This window comes from Ruegeria sp. AB5 (genome assembly GCF_056542645.1).
On the sequence record NZ_JBQGAE010000005.1, the window covers coordinates 229,633 to 246,089 of the forward strand.

The following is a 16,457-nucleotide window of genomic DNA, read 5'->3' on the forward strand; positions in this document are numbered from 1 at the left end:
CTGCGGCGTTTCGGCAATCCTGTTGGGATTGGTGCTTACTGTTTGACTTCCGCTGCTGGGTTCGCACCAGATTTGGCGCTGCGGCCCGGGTTCAGCGGATCGTCCTGACGCTGTACCGATCCTTCGAAATGCGCGCCGCTTTCGATGGCTATGGTTTTGTGGATGATGTCGCCTTCGACACGTGCGGTCGAGGTCAGGCGCACTTTCAGACCACGCACACGACCCACGATACGGCCGTTGACCACAACGTCGTCAGCAGTGACTTCGCCTTTGATGGTCGCGGTCTCGCCGATGGTCAGCAGGTGGGCGCGGATGTCACCCTCGACGGTGCCTTCGACCTGAATATCGCCGGTTGTCTTGATGTTGCCGGTGATGTGCAGATCCGATGACAGGACCGATGCGGGCGGCTTCGGCTTGGGCGCAGTGCTGGCCTTGGGTTCCGAAGGGGCAGGGGCCGCCGGAGTTGCCGGAGCGGCAGGTTTCGCCGCCTCGGATTCCTTGGATGCGGGCTCGTTGATTTTGCTCTTAGAAAACATTTCTCGCAGCCTTGATGTAAGTCATTGGGTTTACAGGTTTTCCGTTCACGCGCACCTCATAGTGCAGATGCGTGCCGGTGGACCGTCCGGTGCTACCCATATCAGCAATATGATCCCCGCGCGAGACCCTTTGGCCGACCTTTACGTTGATCTTGGTGTTATGGGCATAAAGTGTCTCAATTCCGAATGCGTGTTTGATCTTAACAAGGCGACCAAAACCCGATTGCCAGCCGGCGTGGGTCACAACACCATCAGCGGTGGCGAAGATGTCCGTGCCGTGAGCCCCTGCGAAATCGGCACCATTATGCATGCGGCGGCCACCCGTCTTGGGGTCGCGGCGGGTGCCGTAACCACTGGTGAACCGCACGGCTGCATTCACCGGGCTTGCAAACGGCGCTTTTTCGGCAGCAATCCGGTAGAGGTTCAGCTGATCCATCTGTTGCAACAGGGTGTTGGCGCGAATTTCATCAGCAGTTGGTTCTTCTTCGCCACGCGAGCTGAACGAGATCGGCGTCAGGGGTCCACCCATGCCGCTGTAGCCGCGACGGACCTCTTCGATGATGCGATCCGTGGGCATTCCGGCCTGTCTGAACATCTTGTCCAGAGGTTCGACCGAGATCACCATCGCCTCTTCCAGCTGACGGAAAATCTCGTCACTGCGTTCTTGCATCAGCCGGATTTCCAGTTCCAGATCGTCCCGCTGATCCAGGGCGTCCCGCGCATTGGCGGCGATCTCATCCCGCTGCTCTGCAGTGCGGGCCAGCGCCTGGGTCATGAACTCCATCTGCACCGGGTTGGCGGAGGCGGTCATAGACACGTCCGTTCCGTCACCATCCTGCTGCAGTTTGGCCAGTTCACTGCGCGCCGTTTCGCGTTGCTTCATGGTGGCACGCAAAGTGGTCTGGATCACCTCGATCCCGGTTTCCAACTCACGCCGACGGTTTTCCGAGGCCAGCAATTCCGATTGCATCGTTGAAATCTGGGCCAGAGCGGCGTTGAAGCGGTCTTGTGCAGCCAGTGCTTCCTGGGCACGCGCATCGCGTTCCGCAGACAGGATGTTCAGGCGTTCCTGATAGGTGGCCTGATCCCGCTTGGCCTGCTCGCGGAAGTTGCCTGACCCAATGCTGTCCATCAGCAGGATCGCGGTCGCGACGGCGGTCCATCCAATCATGATCGCCACACCGGACACCGCAATGATCTGCGTTTCCGAGCTCAGGCGGATAAAGCGTGTATCTTTGTCAGATTTCAGAAAGACCCGGCGTTCCGGGAAGTGCCGTTCAAGCAGTGCGTGAAATTTTATTGCCAGACGTGTTCGCACGCGTCTTACCTCTCATTCCCCAAGATCGGAACCGGTCGTGAGTGCCTGCCGTCCCTTGGGGCGATTGCATAAAGGCGCAGCCGCCTTGGGGCAAGTTTGTTGACCAATCTGCGGCAAACAGCGCAGAATTCCCCCATAGATCGGCGGGAATTTGCCGATATTTCCCCATTCGCCTCAGTCTGAGACTTGTCCGGGTGCTGGCATGTCCTCGGTCAGTGGCCAATAGAAATCCGGCGGCAATCCAGCCTCGGCGCGCTTTTCTTCGTTAAAGGGTGGTTTCAACGCACCGTGGAAATAGCGCCGAACCAGCTGGTGAAACACATCTTTCGGATCTGCGTCTTCACGACCGCACAAGAAATGAAACCATTTCGAACCATAAGCGACATGCCCAACTTCTTCAGCGTAGATCACTTCGAGCGCGGCAATCGCCTGCTCGGCCTTGGCTTTTCGGAAGATGTCGATCATGCCCGGGGTCACGTCCAGCCCGCGGGCCTCCAGAACCATGGGAACCACGGCCAGACGCCCCATCAGGTCCTCAGCCGTGTCTTCGGCGGCCCGCCACATTCCGGCATGCGCAGGCAGGGCACCATAAAAGCTGCCCATCTGCTCCAGACACTCGCACACCATCTCGAAATGCCGCGATTCTTCTTCGGCGCATTTGACCCAGTCGTCGTAAAATCCGATCGGCATGGGAACATGCCCGAACCGCGCAATGATGTCCCAATGCAGGTCCACTGCGTTTAGCTCGATATGGGCAACCGCGTGCAGCAGGGCGATCCGCCCGGCCTCGGTTCCCGGTTTCCGCTTTGGTACGTCTCGGGGCGACAGCAGTTCGGGCTTGTCCGGGCGTGCCGGGTTCAGGGGCGGATGTGCGGTGCCGATTTCGATGGGCGCGCCATCGCCGTTTCGGGCGGCAAACCAGGCCGCGGCATGGCGTTTGGACAGGGCGGTTTTTTCCCGCCCGTCCGCTGTCGTCAGAACCTCGGTCGCCATCTGGGCGAGTGATTTCGGCACTGGTTTGCTCCGCCTGCTCATTTCAGGGCGCGACATAAACCGGATGGCGCACGGGGTCGAGGGTTTACATCGCCTTCACAGCCTCAAGCACGGCATCCACATGGCCTGGCACTTTGACCTTGCGCCAGACCTGAGCGATGCGGCCGTCAGCGTCGATCAGAAAGGTCGAACGCTCAATCCCCATGGACTTGCGGCCATACATGTTCTTCTCGACCCAGACACCATAGTCTTCACAAACGGTCGAATTTTCATCCGACAGCAACGGGGTGGTCAGCCCGTGTTTGGCGACGAATTTATCATGCTTGGTGACGCTATCGCGTGAAATGCCAAACACCTGAGCGCCGGCATCCCCAAAGGCCTGAAGATGTTCCGAGAAACCGATGGATTCCTTGGTGCAGCCCGGCGTATCATCCCGAGGATAGAAGAACAGTACGACAGCGCTGCCGCGCAGGTCCGAAAGGGACACTTCGCCGCCGCCGTCGCGCGGTAGGGTGAAGTCAGGTGCCATGTCTGAAATGTCGGGCATTGGAATCTCCGCTGAAGGTTTTTAAACGCTGCCCGATATCATAGGGCAACGTGAACGGGTTAAAAGGCGTGGACAGCAAATTGGTTCAGCAGGATCAGGAGGGTAGCGGGGAGGGTCCCAAACCGAAACGCCGCCGTTCGCGCCGTCGTGCCGCTGGTCTATGGACGCTGCGCGGTGTTGTTTTGCTGGTTGTTCTGGCCCTGGTTACCGGTTTCATGGTTCTTGGTCAGCGCCTCCATGCACCCGCCTGGCTGCGCCACCATATCGAGACGCGGCTGGATCAGAGCTTGGGTGGTTTTCAGATCCGGTTTGGCGATGTCAGCTTTATCATTCACGAAGGATGGCGCCCGCGTCTGCGTCTGACGGATGTGATCATCAGCGACGTCGCCGGGCAGCAGATTGCGCAGGTCTCGGATATGCGGGCCAGCCTGGCGATGCGTCCCTTGCTGCGCGGCCATGTGCGCCCCAAACGGATCATACTCAGCGGTGCGCAAATTGACCTGACACGCGGTGAGGATGGAGCGCTGACCCTGACTGTAGGTGCAGGCAGTGCTCCGGTTCAGAGCGCGTCGAATCTGGCTGAACTGATCGAGGAGGGGGATGAGGTAATTTTGTCTCCGCCCCTATCCGCGTTGACCTCGGTGCAGCTTGACGCGATCACACTGGATTATCGCGATTTGCGTTTGGGCCGGTCGTGGACTTTGGATGGCGGTCACATCCAGTTGACCCGCAACGCCAACGATATGCGTCTGGCCACCGGCTTCTCGGTCTTGTCAGGGCGCGACTATGTCAGTCAGATCGAGGCCAATTATACAAGCGTTTTGGGGACCCCCGAGGCGCAATTCGGGGTCACCATTACCGATCTGCCCGCCGAAGACGTTTACGGCCAAAGCCCGGCGCTTGCCTGGTTGCAAGTGCTGAAAACCCCGATCTCGGGCGCGGTGCGGGGGAGTGTCGATGGCGCGGGTGCGTTTGGTCCGGTTTTTGCTACGCTGAACCTTGGGGCAGGGGCGGTCCAACCCAACCCGGAAACGCGTCCGATCCCATTCGATTCCGCGCGCACCTATTTTACCTATAACCCTGTTCAGCAGGTGCTGGACTTCAACGAAGTCTCGGTCGACTCCGCGTGGGGGTCGGTTCAGGGTGTTGGCATGGCATTTCTGCAGGGGGTAGAGAACGGTACCCTGGACAGTCTGGCGGCGCAGATGCGGCTGACCGGGATCAATGTGAACCCGGCCAACCTGTTCCCCGAACCGCTGAATCTGAAACGCGCGGATCTGGACATTCAGATGAAGTTTGCGCCCTTCCGGGTGCGGATCGGACAGATGACTGTCGAGGATGAAGGTCACAGAGTCCGAGCCTCGGGATTGCTGGTCGGATTGCCTGATGGCTGGTCCGCCGACCTGGATGCGCATCTGGATCAGATGACCTCGGACAGGGTTCTCAATTATTGGCCTGAACGTCTTGCCGCAAAACCCCGGGAATGGGTGACGAAGAACCTTTACAAGGGCAAACTGTCGGATATGGATTTCGCTCTGCGGCTTCGGCCCGAGCAGAAACCGGATATCTATCTGGATTTCGGGTTCGAAGAGGCAACGATCCGCTTTGCCAAGACTTTACCTCCGATCGAGAACGCGCAGGGGCAGGCCAGTCTGATCGACAGTCGATTTACGGCCACTGCACAACAAGGTGTGGTGATGGCGGATCAGGGCGGCGCGGTGGACGCGTCAGGCACGTCCTTCATCATTCCTGACACAGAGATCAAGAAAGCAGCGCCAGCGATTGCGCGGATCAACGCTGCGGGCAGTGTCACCGCCGCCTTGTCGCTGCTGGACCGTCCACCGCTGAGCCTGCTCAGCAAGGCAGGACTGCCGGTTGATCTGGCACAGGGGTCCGTCGGGCTAAGCGGCACCTTGTCTCTGCCAATGATAAAGGGTTTGCAGTTTCAGGACACGCAGTTCCATTTCGACGGGGAACTCGGCAATCTCAGCAGTGACAGGCTGGTTCCGGGGTTTTCGGTCAGTGCAGCGTTGCTGGATCTCTCTGGCGATCAGACTGGGGTGCAGATCGACGGCCAGGGTCTGTTCGGAGATGTGCCGTTACAGGCGCGGTGGCGCCAACCCATCGATGGCAAGACCGCGCAACGCAGTACATTGACTGGACAGATTGAGCTGTCACCGCGATTGATGCAGGAACTCAACGCGGGCCTGCCCAACGGATTTCTGACCGGGGTGGGGATTGCCGATATCGATCTGGGCATTGGCGCGGGCGAGCCGCCAAAACTGACGGCGTCGTCCGATCTGGTGGGCGTCGCGCTGGCCATCCCTGAATTGGGGTGGCGCAAGGCAGCGCGCACCAGCGGCACAATGACAGCCGAGGCAACATTGGGCGCAGGGCTGAAAGTCGACGCGCTGCGTCTGGATGCAGCGGGATTGCGAACATCAGCGTCGATCACCTTCCGCGATGGCGGGCTGGATCGCGTCGTCTTCAGCTCATTTGATCTGGGCAATTGGCTGGCCGTTCCGGCAGAGTTGATCGGACGCGGCGATGCGGTGCCGAACATCCGGGTGTTGGGCGGTGTGCTGAACCTGAACCGCGCCACATTTGGGCAAGGTGGCGGCGGTGGCAGCGGATCGGGGGCCGGGCCCAAGCTGGACGTGGTTCTCGACCGTCTGCAAATCACTGACAGCGTTGCGCTCACAGGATTCAAGGGCGCGTTTGAAACGACCGGTGGCCTGAACGGAGACTTCACGGCGCAGGTCAATGGTGGGGCCTCGGTGAGTGGGCAGGTGATCCCGCGCGGGGCGCGCAGTGCGGTCAAGCTGACATCCCAAAACGCCGGAGCAGTTCTGCGATCTGCGGGTCTGCTGACGCAGGCGCGGGGCGGAACGCTTGATCTGCAATTGGAACCCGTTACGGCACCGGGCAGCTACGATGTGATCCTGCAAATCGTTAGCACACGCATCCAGGATGCCCCGGCCATGGCCGCGCTGCTGAACGCGATCAGTCTGGTCGGTCTGATAGACGAAATGGCCGGGCAGGGCATCTTTTTCTCGACCATCGACAGCCGAATGCGGATCACGCCAACCGAAATCAAAGTCCTCAGCGGCAGTGCTGTGGGCCCTTCGATGGGTTTGTCTTTCGACGGTATGATCAACACGGTGGCCGGCACGCTGGACCTGCGCGGGGCGATCTCTCCAATTTATCTGCTGAATGCCATCGGCAGTGTCTTTACCAAAAAAGGCGAGGGGGTCATCGGCTTTAACTACACCCTTAAGGGACCCTTTGCGAAACCGCAGGTCTCGGTCAATCCGCTGTCCGGGCTGGCACCGCTGTTTTTGCGAAACCTCATGCGGGCACCGGCTCCGACGGTGTCAGACGGGCCAAATGCGCAGCGGCAAAAACCGGATGAACCAAAGCGCACATTCGGAGCCCCCAAAAGCGACCGATAAGGGGATATGGCCGAATCTCTTGCGGCCTTGTATGGCGCGGCCATGAAACTCAGCGATTTTGATTTCCACCTGCCCGAAGACCTGATTGCCACCCGGCCCGCCAATCCGCGTTCGTCGGCGCGGTTGTTGGTGGCGCACGGGGACGCGGTCTCGGACAGCCATGTGTTCGATCTGCCCGACTGGTTGCGTCCGGGCGACCGTCTGGTGCTGAATGATACCCGCGTCATTCCGGCGCGTTTGAGCGGGCGGCGCCATCGCGACAGCGCGCAGGGGCTGGTGTCCGCGGCAATCGAGGCAACATTGCTGGACCCTCAGGCCGACAATTCGTGGTCTGCGTTGATCAGACCGCTGAAGAAGGTGAAACCGGGCGAAGAGATTGTCTTCTCTGACGACCTCAGCGCCACGCTGGACCGGGTCGAAAACGGGCAAGCCTATCTGCGGTTCAACCTGAGCGGCGCGGATTTCGATGCAGCGCTGGAACAGGCCGGAGCCATGCCGCTTCCGCCCTATATTGCCGCCAAGCGCCCTGCGGACGAACGGGACAAGACAGATTACCAAACCATTTGGGCCCGGAATTCAGGCGCTGTGGCGGCACCGACCGCATCCTTGCATTTTGACGAACCGCTGTTGCAGGCGTTGGCCGAACGCGGCATCACGTTCAGCCATGTCACCCTTCATGTCGGGGCGGGCACGTTCCTGCCGGTCAAGGTCGAGGATGTGACCACGCATAAAATGCACGCGGAATGGGGTTGTGTCAGTGATGCAGCGGCCGCCGAAATCCGTGCGACCAAAGCGGCTGGTGGACGTGTCATCCCCGTCGGCACCACCGCCCTGCGCCTGATCGAAAGCGCAGCGCGCAACGGGGTGATCGAGCCCTGGGAGGGTGAGACCGATATCTTCATCTATCCGGGTTTCCAATTCCATGTGACGGATGCATTGATGACGAATTTCCACCTTCCGAAATCGACCTTGCTTATGCTGGTGTCTGCGCTCATGGGGCAGGACCGGATGCGCGACGTCTACGCTCATGCGATTGAGAAGAAATATCGTTTCTTTTCATATGGTGACTCGTCGCTTTTGATCCCGTGAAAGGCGCTGAGGCGACATCATTTCCTGGGAATGTCGTAGACAAACGCGATCAGCGTGGGTTTTGATCGCATTACAAGACTCAATTCAGGTTGGCATTTCCCGGAGGCCCCGATGATTCAGGTTCTGTCCAGCGCGTGGGCGCTTCTTCTTGGCATGGGGCTATTGATGGTCGGCAATGGCCTTCAGGGCACGATCCTTGGGGTTCGGGGCGAAATCGAAGGGTTCTCGACCCTTCAGATGTCTTTTGTGATGTCGGCCTATTTCGTGGGGTTTCTTGGCGGTTCGCGTCTTGCACCTGAGATGATCCGCAGGGTCGGTCATGTCCGTGTGTTTGCGGCGTTGGCCTCGTTCATTTCCGCCGTCATGATCATGTACCCGATGCTGACCGATCCGATTGCATGGTCTCTTGGTCGCGTGGTGATCGGTTTCTGTTTCTCGGGCGTGTATGTCACCGCCGAAAGCTGGCTGAACAACGCTGCCAGCAATGAAAACCGAGGCCAGGCCCTGTCGCTGTATATGATTGTGCAAATGACGGGTATCGTCACCGCACAGGCCTTGCTGCTGATCGGAGATCCGGCCGGATACGAGACGTTCGTGATCGCATCCATTCTGGTTTCGGTGTCCTTCGCGCCCATTCTGCTGTCAATTTCTCCAACACCCGCTTTCGATACGACCAAGCCAATGACGTTGCGCAAGCTGATGGAAACATCGCCGTTGGGCTGTGTCGGCATGTTTCTTCTGGGTGGGATATTTTCGGCCCAGTTCGGAATGAGCGCGGTGTATGGCGCGCAGGCCGGATTGTCGCTGGTCGAAATCTCAACCTTTGTCGCCGCGTTCTATGTCGGCGCGGTCTTGTTGCAATACCCGGTTGGCTGGTTGTCAGACCGCATGGATCGCCGCATTCTGATCTTGGCCGTATCCGTCGTCGGAGGATGCGGGGCGCTGGTGGGCATGTTCTTTGGCGCGACTTTCCCGATCCTTATGGTCGGGGCGTTTTTTATTGGAGGCATGACAAGCCCGCTTTACTCGCTGCTGATCGCCTATACCAACGACTACCTCGAATATGATGACATGTCCGCAGCGTCGGGCGGGCTGGTTTTCATCAATGGAATGGGGGCGATTGCCGGACCGCTGATAACGGGCTGGCTTATGGGCACCGGGGTGCTGGGTCCGGCAGGCTTTTTCCTGTTCATTGCAACCTTGATGTTTGCGATGGCTATCTACGCGCTGTATCGGATGACGCAACGCGCCTATGTGCCGGTGGACGAAACCGGATCGATCGCGCCGATCATGCCCACATCGTCGCCGGTTGCGCTTGAGGTCGCACAGGAGGTTGTGATCGAAGCGGCACAGGACGAGCAAGATGCGCAAGATGTTGCCCAATAGCCCAAAATATGTCGTAAATGTTGCAATATTTTACTGTCATAAATCTGTAAAACGAATTTAAATGACCTTACGTCCCTGGGGAGGGCAACAGACGGAGTTTAGGGCAATGGTAGGGCCTGAAGACGTATTGAGTTTTTGGTTGGATGAGGTTGGACCCAGCGGGTGGTATCTGCAGGATGACGCATTGGATGCTAGAATCCGGGACCGGTTCCTAAGTACATGGAACGCCGCAAATGAGGGCAGGTTTTCGCTCTGGCTGACCTATCCCAGCGGATCGCTGGCCTATATCATCCTGATGGATCAGTTTCCACGCAACATGTTCCGGGGCGAGGCACGGGCCTTCGCATCAGACCGGGCCGCCCTTGCCGCCGCCAAATGTGCCGTGGACAAGGGATGGGATCTCAAGATCGACGAACCTGCGCGACAGTTTTTCTATCTGCCGATGATGCATTCCGAAAACCTGTGTGATCAGGAACGCTGTGTGCGTCTGATGTGCCAAAATCTCAGCAGTGAGGATTCAAGCAACCTGCTGCACGCCCGAGCGCATCGTGAGGTGATCCGCAAGTTCGGTCGCTTCCCGTACCGCAACGAGGCTCTGTCACGTCCCACGACTGAACATGAGGCGGCATATGTGAACATGGGTGGCTATGGGGCCACCGTAAGAGAGTTGCAGGCCGCCGGTTAACTCTCCGGTCCGCATCCCCGAATGGTGACAAAGCGGTCGGCGACAGCGTCGGCCGCTCTTTCTACGGCCTGATCAACAAGCATGTCAGGGGAATCCGCCAAATCCGCAAACCGCGTCTGTACCGTTTGCAGTTTGGTTTCCAGCGCATCCAGTTTGTCCAGCACTGTTGTCACTCTTTGTTCGTTGATCCCGTCGATCAGGTCGCCGTCGGTCTGAAGGAGGGCCAATTCGTCGCGCAGCGCCGCAAGCTCTCCGCGAATTCCCTGTGCTTCGTCGCGCAGCGGGGCAACGACTTGCAGTTTTTCCGACAGGTTCGTGGTGACGCCGTCCACTGTCGAGGCCAATTTCCATCCCAGAAACAGGCACAGGGCCACCAGGATAAGTGTTGCGTTCAACAGGGCCAGCAAGAGATCCTTGAGCGTTTTGGCCATGGTAAGCCTTTCGTTTTTATTGTGAATACGGAAGTTCCAGAATGTCCGTTCCTTCTTTTCTAGCCTTTGCAACTATGTGGGTATAGGCTGAAAGCAGCAGAATCCGACCGAACTGACCCGGCGTCGCTTTTGTCGCGGGGCAGCTGTATTGATGCGTTGTAGAATTTAGTTTAATGGTAAACTAAATTTCAACCGACCTGCGCCGAGAGGGACACATGGCTGCACAATCTTTTGATCTGATCGTAATCGGGGCTGGTCCGGGCGGCTATGTCGCGGCAATCCGCGCGGCGCAGCTGGGGCTGAAGACTGTCGTGGTCGAACGTGAGCATCTGGGCGGCATCTGCCTGAACTGGGGTTGTATTCCGACCAAAGCGTTGTTGCGATCTTCTGAGGTCTTCCACCTGATGGAACGCGCCAAGGATTTCGGCCTGAAAGCCGACAAGGTCGGGTATGATCTGGATGCCGTCGTCAAGCGGTCGCGCGGGGTTGCAGGTCAGCTTTCTGGTGGGATCGGCCACCTTTTGAAGAAAAACAAAGTCAGCGTTGTTATGGGTGAGGCGACGATCCCGGCCAAGGGCAAGGTCACCGTCAAGACCGAAAAGGGGACGGAAGAACTGACCGCCAAAAACATCGTCCTTGCAACCGGCGCGCGCGCGCGCGAATTGCCGGGGCTTGAGGCCGATGGTGATCTGGTCTGGACCTACAAGCATGCGCTGCAACCGCCCCGGATGCCAAAGAAACTGCTCGTCATCGGGTCCGGCGCCATCGGTATCGAATTCGCCAGCTTCTACAACACGCTGGGCGCGGAAACGACCGTTGTCGAGGTGATGGACCGTGTGCTTCCGGTCGAAGACGCCGAAATCAGCGCGTTCGCCAAGAAGGCCTTCACCAAGCAAGGCATGACCATCATGGAAAAGGCAATGGTCAAACAACTTGACCGCGCCAAGGGCAAAGTCACCGCGCATATCGAGGTCAAGGGCAAGGTCGAGAAACACGACTTTGACACCGTGATTTCAGCCGTCGGCATCGTGGGAAATGTCGAAAACCTGGGGCTTGAGGCATTGGGCGTGAAAATTGATCGTACTCATGTGGTTACAGATGAATTCTGTCGGACGGGCGTTGACGGGCTCTATGCGATTGGCGATATCGCCGGTGCGCCCTGGCTGGCGCACAAGGCCAGCCATGAAGGTGTCATGGTGGCCGACCTGATTGCCGGCAAACACGCCCATCCGGTGAAACCTGAAAGCATTGCGGGATGCACTTACTGCCAGCCGCAGGTCGCGTCAGTCGGTTATTCCGAAGCAAAGGCCAAGGAACTGGGCTATGACATAAAAGTCGGCCGTTTCCCGTTCATCGGCAACGGCAAGGCCATCGCTTTGGGTGAGCCTGAGGGCATGATCAAAACCGTATTCGATGCCAAAACCGGGGAGTTGCTGGGCGCCCATATGATTGGCGCGGAAGTGACCGAGTTGATCCAGGGCTATGTCGTGGGGCGCCAGTTGGAAACCACAGAAGAAGACCTGATGAACACCGTCTTCCCGCATCCGACCTTGTCAGAAATGATGCATGAAAGCGTTCTGGATGCTTACGGGCGCGTGATCCACATGTAGGGCAAAAGGGGGCTCTGCCCCCGCCGCGGCATGCCGCGACTCCCCCGGGATATTTATAGCCAGATGAAGCAAGGGATCCACACTTCATCTGGCCGAAAATATCCCGGAGCGCGAGGCGGAGCCTCGCAAGATACTCTTACTTGTTCAACGCATCCAGAATGCGAGCCCACGAGCGTATGCCTTTGTGGAAGCTTTTGACGTCGTATTTTTCGTTCGGCGAGTGAATGGCGTCGTCGTCATTGGCGTAGCCGACCAGCATTGAATCCAGTCCAAGCACCGTGTTGAAGTAGCCGACCACCGGGATTGATCCTCCCATTCCGGTAAAGACGGCTTCGCGATCCCACTCGTCAGACAGCGCGCCCCGCGCGGCTTCAAATTCGGGTCGGTCCAGGTTCATGACTGAGGCAGGTGACCCTTCCAGGTCGTTGTCCCAGACAACTTTGGCATCGGGCGACAGGCGCGTTTCGACATGTTTGCGGATTTTGTCGCGAAGGGCATCCGGGTCCATGTCGCCGACCAGGCGGCACGTGATTTTGCAATGAGCCTCGGACGGGATCACCGTTTTTGATCCCGCGCCATTGTATCCCCCCCAAAGCCCGTTGACCTCAAGCGTCGGGCGCGCCCATTGCTGTTCCAGTGTGGAATAGCCTTTTTCCCCATGCGGTTGGCTGTATCCCACCGCGTTCAGGTACTCGGCTTCGTCAAAGCCGCAGTTCTCCCACTGGCGCAGTTGGTCCGCGGGTACTTCGTGGACGCCATCATAAAAGCCTTCAACTGCGACGCGACCGGATTCGTCGTCGTAGAAAGAATCGACAATTTTTGCCAATTCGCGCAGCGGGTTCAAACCGGGGCCGCCATAGTGGCCGGAATGCAGGTCGATGCGTGGCCCGACAATCGTAAACTCGTCTTTCAGCATCCCGCGGAGTTGCGATGCGATCGAAGGAACACCCCGCGACACCATCGAGGTATCGCAAACCAATGCCAGGTCGGCCTGCAACTCTTCCTTGTTGGCCTTAAGGAAGGGCACCAGCGAAGGTGAGCCTGATTCCTCTTCGCCTTCGAAGAAAAAGGTGATGCGGCAGGGCAGGGTGCCGTGTACGGCTTTCCAGGCGCGGCAGGCTTCGACAAAGGTCATCAACTGGCCCTTGTCATCCGAAGATCCGCGCCCACGAATGACCGGACCATTTTCCGTCTCTTCGATCGCCGGGTCGAACGGGTCGCGGGTCCACAGGTTCAGCGGATCAACCGGCTGAACGTCATAGTGCCCGTAGAACAGAACATGCGGGCCTTCGATGTCTTCCCCGACGTGACCCACGACCATCGGATGACCCGGTGTTTCACGCTTTTCAGCGGTGATTCCCATGCTTTGCAAATCAGCGACCAGCCAGTCTGCGGCCTGATCCACCTGTTCTGTGAACGCCGGGTCGGTCGAGATCGAGGGGATGCGCAACAGTTCCATCAAACGGTCGATCGAGGTTTGCAGATCGGAATCGATCCGGCTCAGCACGGCGTCTAGCGACATAACAGGGCTCCTGCTTGGGGTTGAATCGGGGCGACCCTATCAGCGTGGCGGCTGCCGTCTAGAGCGGTTGAATCCGTTTTTGGTTTACCTTCGGAAACTTGCCGGGCTAAGGTGTGGTCCCTGCGTCGTTTCCTCGCGTCTGAGGGGCGTAACTTTACTTGTCTGGATGGCCCTTAGCCTCTATTTGATGCAAATCAAAGTTGGGTTCTCTCGTTAGGCTGTAGGCAGGTATAGTGAAAGAACGCAAAGCCGCCGGAAAGCCAAGGCTGAGGAACGCGGTTGAATAAGGGCTTGGGATGAACATCACATTCCGGGCGATCAAGGAGGGTCCGTTGGACTATACTGCTCAGCTCGATACAGCGATTGCCAGGCTGCATGACGAAGGACGCTACCGGACCTTCATCGACATCGAACGCCGGAACGGGCATTTCCCGCATGCGGTGCGGACCCGTCCCGACGGGTCGCAGCAGAATATCACCGTCTGGTGTGGCAATGACTATCTGGGCATGGGTCAACATCCGGTCGTCCTGAACGCAATGCACGAAGCCGTCGATGCAGCGGGCGCAGGCTCGGGCGGCACGCGCAATATCTCGGGCACCACCGTTTATCACAAACGGCTTGAGGCCGAACTGGCCGATTTGCACGGCAAGGAATCGGCGCTGCTGTTCACCAGTGCCTACATTGCCAACGACGCGACACTCAGTACGCTGCCCAAGCTGTTCCCTGGCCTGATCATCTATTCGGACTCGTTGAACCACGCCTCGATGATTGAGGGCGTGCGCCGCAATGGCGGGTCCAAGCGCATATTCCGCCACAATGATGTTGCCCATCTGCGGGAGTTGCTGGAGGCCGACGACCCGGCCGCGCCCAAGCTGATCGCGTTCGAATCGGTGTATTCCATGGACGGCGATTTTGGCCCGATTGAGGAGATCTGCGATCTGGCCGACGAATTTGGTGCGCTGACTTACATCGACGAAGTTCACGCAGTTGGCATGTACGGCCCGCGCGGCGGCGGCGTGACCGAGCGTGATCGTCTGGCCTATCGCATCGATATCATCAACGGGACGCTGGCCAAGGCCTATGGCGTCATGGGCGGTTACATTGCAGCCAGTGAAAAAATGTGCGACGCCGTGCGCTCTTATGCGCCGGGCTTCATCTTCACGACCTCTTTGCCGCCGGCCGTTGCGGCAGGGGCGGCGGCGTCCGTCGCATATCTTAAAACGGCGCCCGAGCTGCGCGAACGGCATCAGACACAGGCCAGCATTCTCAAGCTGCGGCTGAAAGGAATGGGTCTGCCTCTGATTGACCACGGCAGCCACATCGTTCCGGTGATTGTTGGCAACCCGGTGCACACCAAAAAGCTCAGCGATATGCTGTTGGATGACTATGGTATCTATGTGCAACCGATCAATTTTCCGACCGTACCGCGCGGAACGGAACGTCTGCGGTTCACGCCGTCTCCGGTCCACGGGCCGGGCGAAATGAACCGATTGGTACAGGCCATGGACGAACTTTGGTCACATTGTGCGCTAAATCGCGCCGAACTTGCCGGTTAACCTAACGCCAAAGTGTGCAACTTATTTGCCACGTGTTAAGCTTACGCTAACAAAAGTGACGGACGAATCGTTATGGGGGCGATTCGCCGTTAACGCGAAACGCGTGACAGGCAGAATGGGGCAGCAGGATGATTGGGCGCAGATCACAGCGCGAGGCCGATGAAGACGTAGACGTTAGACCAAAGGGTTTTGACGATTACGAAGTGCGGCTCGGTGATCAGATGCGCGGCGAACGCGCCACCATGGGTAAGTCGCTGCTGGACGTTCAGCGCGAGCTTAGGATCAAAGCCAACTATATCGCTGCCATTGAAAACGCCGATCCTGACGCGTTTGACACACCCGGCTTTATCGCCGGGTATGTGCGGTCCTACGCCCGGTATCTTGGCATGAACCCCGATGAAACTTTTGCTGCGTTCTGCAAGGAAAGCGGATTCGAAGTCGCACATGGCATGTCCGCCGAGGCATCAGTTGTGCGCAAGCCGACAGGCGATCTGCCCTCACGCGGCCCGATGGGGCGGGATCCGTTTATCTCGCCGAATACGCCTTACATTCCGGGCAAAGAATCCTTCGTCAGCCAGCTTGAGCCGCGCGCCATTGGTTCGTCGCTTGTGTTGTTGGCCGTCATCGGCGGCATCGGCTATGGTGGCTGGTCAGTATTGAACAAGATCCAGCAGGTACAGGTCAGCCCGGTCGAGCAAGCCCCCGTGGTTCTGTCGGATCTCGATCCGCTGGATGCAGCCCGCAACACCGAAGTGGTTGAAACCGCTGCGGCATCCACCGAAGCTCTGGATCGCCTCTACCGTCCGCAAGCGCTGGACGTGCCGGTTCTGGTCGCGCGCGATGCCCCGATCTCCACGCTTGATCCCCGCACTGTCGGCACATTCCGTCCTCCGGAATTGCCCCGTGTCGAGGTGGCCGAGCTTCATACGGTCGAGCGCCCGGCCTTGCCGCAGGTTGTCGAACAGATCGATACGACGTTAAAAATCGTGGCTGTGAATCCCGCCTGGATGCGCGTCACAGCGGCCGATGGCAGCGTGATCTTCGAAGGCACGCTGGGAACGGTCGAACAAGGCAATGTATTCGAGGTCCCCTTGACCGAAGAACCGCCTCTGTTGCGGGCAGGGGCGTCAGGCTCGGTGTTCTTTTCGATGAACGGAGAGCACTACGGGCCGGTCGGTGCACCGGGAACGGTCGCCAAGGGTGTTGTCCTGTCCAAAGACGCGGTTTCGGACACCTACACCGTTGCCGATCTGGAGGCCGAGCAGAACAGCGCCCTCAAGCAACTGGTCGCCGAGCTTCAGACACAGGCGACAGAAGAGCCCGCCGAGTGAT

At 58.6% G+C, this 16,457-nt stretch carries 13 protein-coding genes; 7 read left to right on the plus strand and 6 right to left on the minus strand.

Annotated elements, in window-relative coordinates; all coding sequences use genetic code 11:
• Positions 1–35: 35 nt before the first annotated feature.
• The 4 genes from ACR0L4_RS11855 to ACR0L4_RS11870 form a co-directional block, all read right to left on the minus strand.
• Entirely contained in the window at positions 36–536 is a 501-nt protein-coding gene (locus ACR0L4_RS11855; RefSeq protein ID WP_170750785.1) for a polymer-forming cytoskeletal protein, read from the minus strand.
• Positions 526–1,854, minus strand: coding sequence for a DUF5930 domain-containing protein (locus ACR0L4_RS11860; RefSeq protein WP_480513150.1), 1,329 nt, complete (start codon positions 1,852–1,854; stop codon positions 526–528). The genes ACR0L4_RS11855 and ACR0L4_RS11860 overlap by 11 nt, the downstream gene beginning before the upstream one ends.
• Before the next feature lie 174 nt (positions 1,855–2,028).
• Positions 2,029–2,904 carry a ferritin-like domain-containing protein gene (locus ACR0L4_RS11865; RefSeq protein ID WP_480513152.1) on the minus strand — a complete coding sequence of 292 codons (876 nt, stop codon included), beginning with the start codon at positions 2,902–2,904 and terminating at the stop codon, positions 2,029–2,031.
• 28 nt (positions 2,905–2,932) lie between these two features.
• Positions 2,933–3,394: a peroxiredoxin gene (locus ACR0L4_RS11870; protein WP_480513154.1), complete on the minus strand. Its 462-nt coding sequence runs from the start codon at positions 3,392–3,394 to the stop codon at positions 2,933–2,935.
• 68 nt (positions 3,395–3,462) lie between these two features.
• On the opposite strand from ACR0L4_RS11870, the gene ACR0L4_RS11875 reads away from it, so the two are divergent.
• From ACR0L4_RS11875 to ACR0L4_RS11890, 4 genes are all read left to right on the plus strand, one after another.
• Positions 3,463–6,846 (plus strand): YhdP family protein, encoded by a 3,384-nt coding sequence (locus ACR0L4_RS11875; RefSeq protein ID WP_480513156.1) that lies wholly within the window; start codon positions 3,463–3,465, stop codon positions 6,844–6,846.
• A 42-nt stretch (positions 6,847–6,888) separates the two neighbouring features.
• Positions 6,889–7,935: a tRNA preQ1(34) S-adenosylmethionine ribosyltransferase-isomerase QueA gene (gene queA / locus ACR0L4_RS11880; protein WP_480513236.1), complete on the plus strand. Its 1,047-nt coding sequence runs from the start codon at positions 6,889–6,891 to the stop codon at positions 7,933–7,935.
• Between the two features lie 111 nt (positions 7,936–8,046).
• Complete coding sequence (locus ACR0L4_RS11885; protein WP_170750775.1) at positions 8,047–9,321, plus strand: MFS transporter; 1,275 nt, start codon at positions 8,047–8,049, stop codon at positions 9,319–9,321.
• Between the two features lie 106 nt (positions 9,322–9,427).
• The gene (locus ACR0L4_RS11890) at positions 9,428–10,006 is read left to right on the plus strand and encodes a DUF924 family protein (RefSeq protein WP_170750773.1); all 579 of its coding nucleotides are present in this window, start codon (positions 9,428–9,430) and stop codon (positions 10,004–10,006) included.
• Here the strand turns inward: ACR0L4_RS11890 and ACR0L4_RS11895 are convergent.
• Positions 10,003–10,437, minus strand: coding sequence for a hypothetical protein (locus ACR0L4_RS11895; RefSeq protein ID WP_480513159.1), 435 nt, complete (start codon positions 10,435–10,437; stop codon positions 10,003–10,005). The genes ACR0L4_RS11890 and ACR0L4_RS11895 overlap by 4 nt on opposite strands.
• A gap of 215 nt (positions 10,438–10,652) precedes the next feature.
• Between ACR0L4_RS11895 and lpdA the strand changes: the two genes are divergently transcribed.
• Complete coding sequence (lpdA, locus tag ACR0L4_RS11900; protein WP_170750769.1) at positions 10,653–12,047, plus strand: dihydrolipoyl dehydrogenase; 1,395 nt, start codon at positions 10,653–10,655, stop codon at positions 12,045–12,047.
• A gap of 136 nt (positions 12,048–12,183) precedes the next feature.
• Here the strand turns inward: lpdA and ACR0L4_RS11905 are convergent, their stop codons facing one another.
• On the minus strand, positions 12,184–13,569 hold the full coding sequence (locus ACR0L4_RS11905) for a dipeptidase (RefSeq protein WP_480513161.1): 1,386 nt from the start codon (positions 13,567–13,569) through the stop codon (positions 12,184–12,186).
• 332 nt (positions 13,570–13,901) lie between these two features.
• Here ACR0L4_RS11905 and hemA point away from each other — a divergent pair, with 332 nt between their 5' ends.
• On the plus strand, positions 13,902–15,125 hold the full coding sequence (gene hemA / locus ACR0L4_RS11910) for a 5-aminolevulinate synthase (RefSeq protein WP_480513238.1): 1,224 nt from the start codon (positions 13,902–13,904) through the stop codon (positions 15,123–15,125).
• Positions 15,126–15,253: 128 nt separating this feature from the next.
• A complete protein-coding gene (locus ACR0L4_RS11915) occupies positions 15,254–16,456 on the plus strand; it encodes a helix-turn-helix domain-containing protein (RefSeq protein ID WP_170750765.1) in 1,203 nt (400 codons plus the stop codon).
• Position 16,457: the final 1 nt, after the last annotated feature.

Coding starts and splice junctions, on each gene's coding strand:
- ACR0L4_RS11870 (WP_480513154.1), bottom strand. CDS start 3,394: ATGCCCGACATTTCAGACATGGCACCTGACTTCACCCTACCGCGCGAC.
- lpdA (WP_170750769.1), top strand. CDS start 10,653: ATGGCTGCACAATCTTTTGATCTGATCGTAATCGGGGCTGGTCCGGGC.
- ACR0L4_RS11865 (WP_480513152.1), bottom strand. CDS start 2,904: ATGTCGCGCCCTGAAATGAGCAGGCGGAGCAAACCAGTGCCGAAATCA.
- ACR0L4_RS11905 (WP_480513161.1), bottom strand. CDS start 13,569: ATGTCGCTAGACGCCGTGCTGAGCCGGATCGATTCCGATCTGCAAACC.
- queA (WP_480513236.1), top strand. CDS start 6,889: ATGAAACTCAGCGATTTTGATTTCCACCTGCCCGAAGACCTGATTGCC.
- ACR0L4_RS11885 (WP_170750775.1), top strand. CDS start 8,047: ATGATTCAGGTTCTGTCCAGCGCGTGGGCGCTTCTTCTTGGCATGGGG.
- ACR0L4_RS11855 (WP_170750785.1), bottom strand. CDS start 536: ATGTTTTCTAAGAGCAAAATCAACGAGCCCGCATCCAAGGAATCCGAG.
- ACR0L4_RS11915 (WP_170750765.1), top strand. CDS start 15,254: ATGATTGGGCGCAGATCACAGCGCGAGGCCGATGAAGACGTAGACGTT.
- ACR0L4_RS11890 (WP_170750773.1), top strand. CDS start 9,428: ATGGTAGGGCCTGAAGACGTATTGAGTTTTTGGTTGGATGAGGTTGGA.
- ACR0L4_RS11895 (WP_480513159.1), bottom strand. CDS start 10,437: ATGGCCAAAACGCTCAAGGATCTCTTGCTGGCCCTGTTGAACGCAACA.